Here is a 4,128-nt window from a genome sequence, read left to right on the forward strand (position 1 = left end):
TTGCANGTGATGAAATACGCACAAGCCTTGCGCGCGCAAGATTTCAATGTAATGNAGCATTCCGGCTATCAAAGCCTGAAAGCGCAAATGAAAAAAGCCGACAACAGCGGCGCGCGCTTTGCCCTGAGGCAAATAAAGCAAATTGATGCAGCCTTCGTGTTTTGCGTATTTATATATTCCGTATGGAGGAATATGCTGCTTTTGAAGTGTGTATTATGGATGAACTGCCGATAACAGTAAATCGGTTTGATTTGTTTCCGTCAGCTTATGCCGTCTGAAGCCCTTTCAGACGGCATTTATTTTGAAGTTCTGGTTGTTTTTGCCAGTGATATTTTGATGGTTTGAAGCTGTCTTTTATATTCTCGGCAATGCGGGCAGAACAGCAGGTGCGTGTATATGGAAATCTTCTCGCCCAGAGTGGTTTCCCGTTCCTGATGTTTGGAAAGAAGCAGGGCAATATCGCGGCATTTTTTCATAACGTTTACTTCGGGTTTTCTTGGTTGAACCATTTAATTTGTAAGCATTGGCGCAATGATTCTCGGGCGCGATGCATAATGGTGTGGTAGTTGGCTGTACTGATACCGCACATTTGTTGTATTTCGTTGGATGAAAAACCGAGTATTTCTTTCAGGGTAAATACCCGTGCGGTGTTTTCAGGAAGGTTGTATAGGCAGCTTTGCAGAATTTTTTGAAATTCGTTGTTATTTAATGATTTTTCCGGAGTGTTCCAATGTTGCGGCTGTCCTTCCGGCGTCCAATGCCCGTTTTGGGAAAAATGGCTTTCAAATGCTTCATCCAGCAGCTCGTCATCCAGTGCGGTAAAGACTTTCCTTTGTCTCCCGATTTGACGTAATGCGTCAATAATTTTGTTTTTCAATATGGCAAAAAGCCAGCTGTTGACAAGTGCCCTGCCTTGAAAACTGTCGCCTGCGCTGTATGCGGACAGTAATGTTTCCTGCACTAAATCTTCAGCCAAATCAGGATGGTCGGGCAATTGAAGCCGCGCAAAATGCAGAAGCAGTTTGCGCGACTCCATTAATTCGGCATCGGTCAGGTCGGGTAGCGGCATAGTATCGGGAGTAAGGTAATTTTATGCGGATAGATGGTTTTGACCAGAGGAATTGCCTTCCATATTTTCGGATATGGAGAACAGGGAGGGGATGATAATCCTTTGTTCAATCCAGCCTGACCATTTCCCAAGCAAAATATTTTTCCAATTATCGGATTCAGGCATAAATTCGACAAGGGTATGGGTAAGGGTGTCAAACGAAAGCGCGGAGGAACCCATTATTTCCAGCAGCATCATATCGAAGCCGTCCAATGTTTGGTACATCACATCATCTTCGGCGTTTCGCCATATTAACAAGGCTGTTTCCGCTTCCTGCAAATCATCGGTAACATCATATCGATATTGCCGGATAAAGGCCGCAGGGGAGGGGGTGTATTTGCTGTGATTTGAATAATGAATGTCGGGAATATCCGGAATTTGTGCAACTTCTGCCAGCAATTGGGTATATTCAAAATCCATCAGTGCCAAAATGCCGTCTGAAAGCGGCAGGCTTTGGCAATATTGTAGGAACTCGCCGGGGATTTCTTGAAAATAGGGCGTTTGGGCGCACGCGTCGCGGACGAAACCTTCTTTCAGACGGCCCCATTCTTCGCTGTCAAAGTATTGCAGCGTTTCGGTATAGCAGCGGTCGATAAAGCTGTGGATATTGTTGCGTATCAGGCGGATATAGACGTTCAGGCGGTCTTGCGGCAGGCCGTCTGCGGCTTCGCCCCCGCGTATGGCTTGGGCGAAACGGTGCTGGTATTGGGCGGAGGTTTTAGGCTGCACGGCGGTATTCCTTTCCGGCACGCGTTTGATAGTCGGCAATTTTGGCAACTTCGGCTTCGAGTTCGGCAAAAGGTGGGAAATTGAAATCGCGTTCCAACAGGGTGGGCGGAATCGTCGGCAGTTTGGCATAGGCAAGTTCGAGCAAGTCCCAAACAGTCGGCAAAACTGCCGCGCCATGTGTATCAATCAACAATTCCGGCGTTTCCACGTCATGTCCGGCAATATGGATATAGCACACGCGCTCTGCATCCACATTTTCTAAAAAGGCTTCAGGCGACAACAGGCCGTGATTGACAGCGTTGACGTAAATATTGTTCACATCCAAATGAATACCGCAGTCGGCTTCACGGGCAACTGCGTTGAGGAACTCGACCTCGTTCATCTCGGCAAGCGGGGAATGCAGGTAGTAGGACGTGTTTTCCACGGCGATGCGGCAGCCCAAACGGTCTTGCACTTCGCGGATACGCCGCGCCGTATGATGCACCATTTCCTCGGTGAAGGGCAGCGGCAACAAATCGTAAAGATGACCGCCGTCGTGGCAGTAGCTCAAATGATCGGAGAAAAACGTGCAGTCATAACGGCACATCATTTCTTTGATGCCGTCTATCAAATCGGTATCCAGCGGGGCTTGCCCGCCCAGCGACATAGACAATCCGTGCAACGCCAGCGGCAGCCGTTCCGCTACGCGGTCAAACTGTTTGCGCGCCCTGCCGCCCATTTTTAGCCAGTTTTCGGGGGCAGCTTCAATAAAGCGTATCGGGCTGTCGTCTGAAAGTGAAAGAAAGTCTTCCGCCAAGTCGCGGCGGTAGCCTAAGCCTGCGTGTTGAATCATATTTTTACCCGGTTCGGATGGCACAAAAGAATAATGTGCTTGTTTAAAAAAATCTTTGTTTGCCGTTAAAAAAGCCGCATTTTACTGAAAAACGCGGCTTGGTTTGAAGGGGCGGGATTATTTAGAACCGCATTTGCCTTCGCCGCATTTGCCTTCGGCAGATTTGGCTTTGGCTTTAGATGCTTTGGTGTGTTTGTGGGCTTTTTTTACGGTCGCACCGCATTTGCCCTCGCCGCATTTGCCTTCTCCTGCTTTAGAAGCAGCCGCGCCGCACGAACCTTCGGCAGATTTGGATGCGCCGCAAGAGCCTTGGGCGGATTTTTGAACGCCTGTTGCGTTGCTTGCCGGTTTGTCGGCGGCAACGGCACCGGCGGCCAAAGACAGGGATAAAGCACCGGCAAGTGCGGCAGCAATGTTTTTGTTCATTTCTATTTCCTTTTCAGAATATCAAGTTAACGAGATAAGGTTGGAATGTTTAAAGTCAGATTCCACGACTGAATCAATCTTGTTTCAGACGGCATCGGGGGCAAAACCGTTTTTTCAGCAGCGTATCCAGCGACCACCCGCCCGCACCCTGCAAAAGCAGCGGGATTAATACCACGATATAAATTAAAGCCATTTTATAACCGTTGTCGCAGACATTGTAACCCGAACCGGCGTGAACCGCAGCCCAAGCGATGGCGGCAACGACCATCAGCCCCAATGCCGACAGGCGCGTTGCCAAACCCAAAAGCAACAGTATGGGCAGCAAAAGCTCCGCATACATCGCGAGATTCCAGTTTAACGCGTCCGGCAGCAAGTTGAACGGGAATGGGAATTGATCGTTGATTTCGGAAAACCAATTCTCCCCGTTCCATTTTTGCAAACCCGATTCCAAAAATTCATATGCGGCAAACAGACGCAAAACCAGCATAGCGGATGCCGTCTGCCAAGTTGTTCCGATTTTCATAAGTGTTCCTGTTTTTGTTTCTGTTGATACCCCATTAGACGGATTTTGTCGGAAAAACTGACACTCGTCAGCTAATAATCTAACAAGTTAATGAATATAAAAAGAAAGTATTTTGACGGAAAGAAAGGGAAAAAGGCGGGATATTTGGATAACGGCGGTGTTGTGAGATAATTCCCGCCTTGGACGGTATGCATTTCAAATGCTAATCCCGACAACAACAAAACGGGACTACTCGATGATAATTTATCAAATAAATCACATTAAAAATAATCAATATGGATAAGGGCGTAAAAAAATACGGAAAAATCTATGAAATCTCGCTCCCAAATGGGAAATTTGCTTACATATGTAGGGTGAGGCAATACGAGTTTGGTATTTTTGACTATCTCTCGGAAAAGACAGCCAATATGGATGAGCTTCTTTCTGTTGGGTTTAAGACTTATAAATCCTGTATAGAAACAGCCATAAGAAAGAAGATTTGGAAACTGATAGGGCAAGTTGATTTAGAGA

General features: G+C 47.2%; 6 protein-coding genes and 1 pseudogene. 1 reads left to right on the forward strand and 6 read right to left on the reverse strand.

Annotation, left to right across the window (positions count from 1 at the left end):
* Positions 1-296: 296 nt before the first annotated feature.
* From ACRPFF_RS10820 to ACRPFF_RS10845, 6 genes are all read right to left on the reverse strand, one after another.
* Positions 297-476, reverse strand: coding sequence for a zf-HC2 domain-containing protein (locus ACRPFF_RS10820; RefSeq protein WP_025458145.1), 180 nt, complete (start codon positions 474-476; stop codon positions 297-299).
* Positions 477-481: 5 nt separating this feature from the next.
* On the reverse strand, positions 482-1,069 hold the full coding sequence (locus tag ACRPFF_RS10825) for a sigma-70 family RNA polymerase sigma factor (RefSeq protein ID WP_013449652.1): 588 nt from the start codon (positions 1,067-1,069) through the stop codon (positions 482-484).
* Positions 1,070-1,090: 21 nt separating this feature from the next.
* Positions 1,091-1,837, reverse strand: coding sequence for an HvfC family RiPP maturation protein (locus tag ACRPFF_RS10830; protein ID WP_432674651.1), 747 nt, complete (start codon positions 1,835-1,837; stop codon positions 1,091-1,093).
* Complete coding sequence (locus ACRPFF_RS10835) at positions 1,827-2,669, reverse strand: HvfB family MNIO-type RiPP peptide maturase (RefSeq protein WP_432674652.1); 843 nt, start codon at positions 2,667-2,669, stop codon at positions 1,827-1,829. Before ACRPFF_RS10835 ends, ACRPFF_RS10830 begins: the two co-directional genes overlap by 11 nt.
* A gap of 117 nt (positions 2,670-2,786) precedes the next feature.
* Positions 2,787-3,095, reverse strand: coding sequence for an HvfA family oxazolone/thioamide-modified RiPP metallophore (locus ACRPFF_RS10840; RefSeq protein WP_003688122.1), 309 nt, complete (start codon positions 3,093-3,095; stop codon positions 2,787-2,789).
* A gap of 73 nt (positions 3,096-3,168) precedes the next feature.
* Positions 3,169-3,618 carry an HvfX family Cu-binding RiPP maturation protein gene (locus tag ACRPFF_RS10845; RefSeq protein WP_004467760.1) on the reverse strand — a complete coding sequence of 150 codons (450 nt, stop codon included), beginning with the start codon at positions 3,616-3,618 and terminating at the stop codon, positions 3,169-3,171.
* 275 nt (positions 3,619-3,893) lie between these two features.
* Here ACRPFF_RS10845 and ACRPFF_RS10850 point away from each other — a divergent pair.
* Positions 3,894-4,128 (forward strand): annotated as a pseudogene (locus ACRPFF_RS10850) (Imm26 family immunity protein); the annotation flags it as partial.

The organism is Neisseria sp. SLRRB23 (assembly GCF_050896295.1).
Lineage (GTDB): Bacteria > Pseudomonadota > Gammaproteobacteria > Burkholderiales > Neisseriaceae > Neisseria.

Bases quoted from the DNA above. Each gene is read 5' to 3' on its own strand.
- ACRPFF_RS10820 (WP_025458145.1), bottom strand. From the start codon at position 476: ATGAAAAAATGCCGCGATATTGCCCTGCTTCTTTCCAAACATCAGGAA.
- ACRPFF_RS10825 (WP_013449652.1), bottom strand. From the start codon at position 1,069: ATGCCGCTACCCGACCTGACCGATGCCGAATTAATGGAGTCGCGCAAA.
- ACRPFF_RS10835 (WP_432674652.1), bottom strand. From the start codon at position 2,669: ATGATTCAACACGCAGGCTTAGGCTACCGCCGCGACTTGGCGGAAGAC.
- ACRPFF_RS10840 (WP_003688122.1), bottom strand. From the start codon at position 3,095: ATGAACAAAAACATTGCTGCCGCACTTGCCGGTGCTTTATCCCTGTCT.
- ACRPFF_RS10845 (WP_004467760.1), bottom strand. From the start codon at position 3,618: ATGAAAATCGGAACAACTTGGCAGACGGCATCCGCTATGCTGGTTTTG.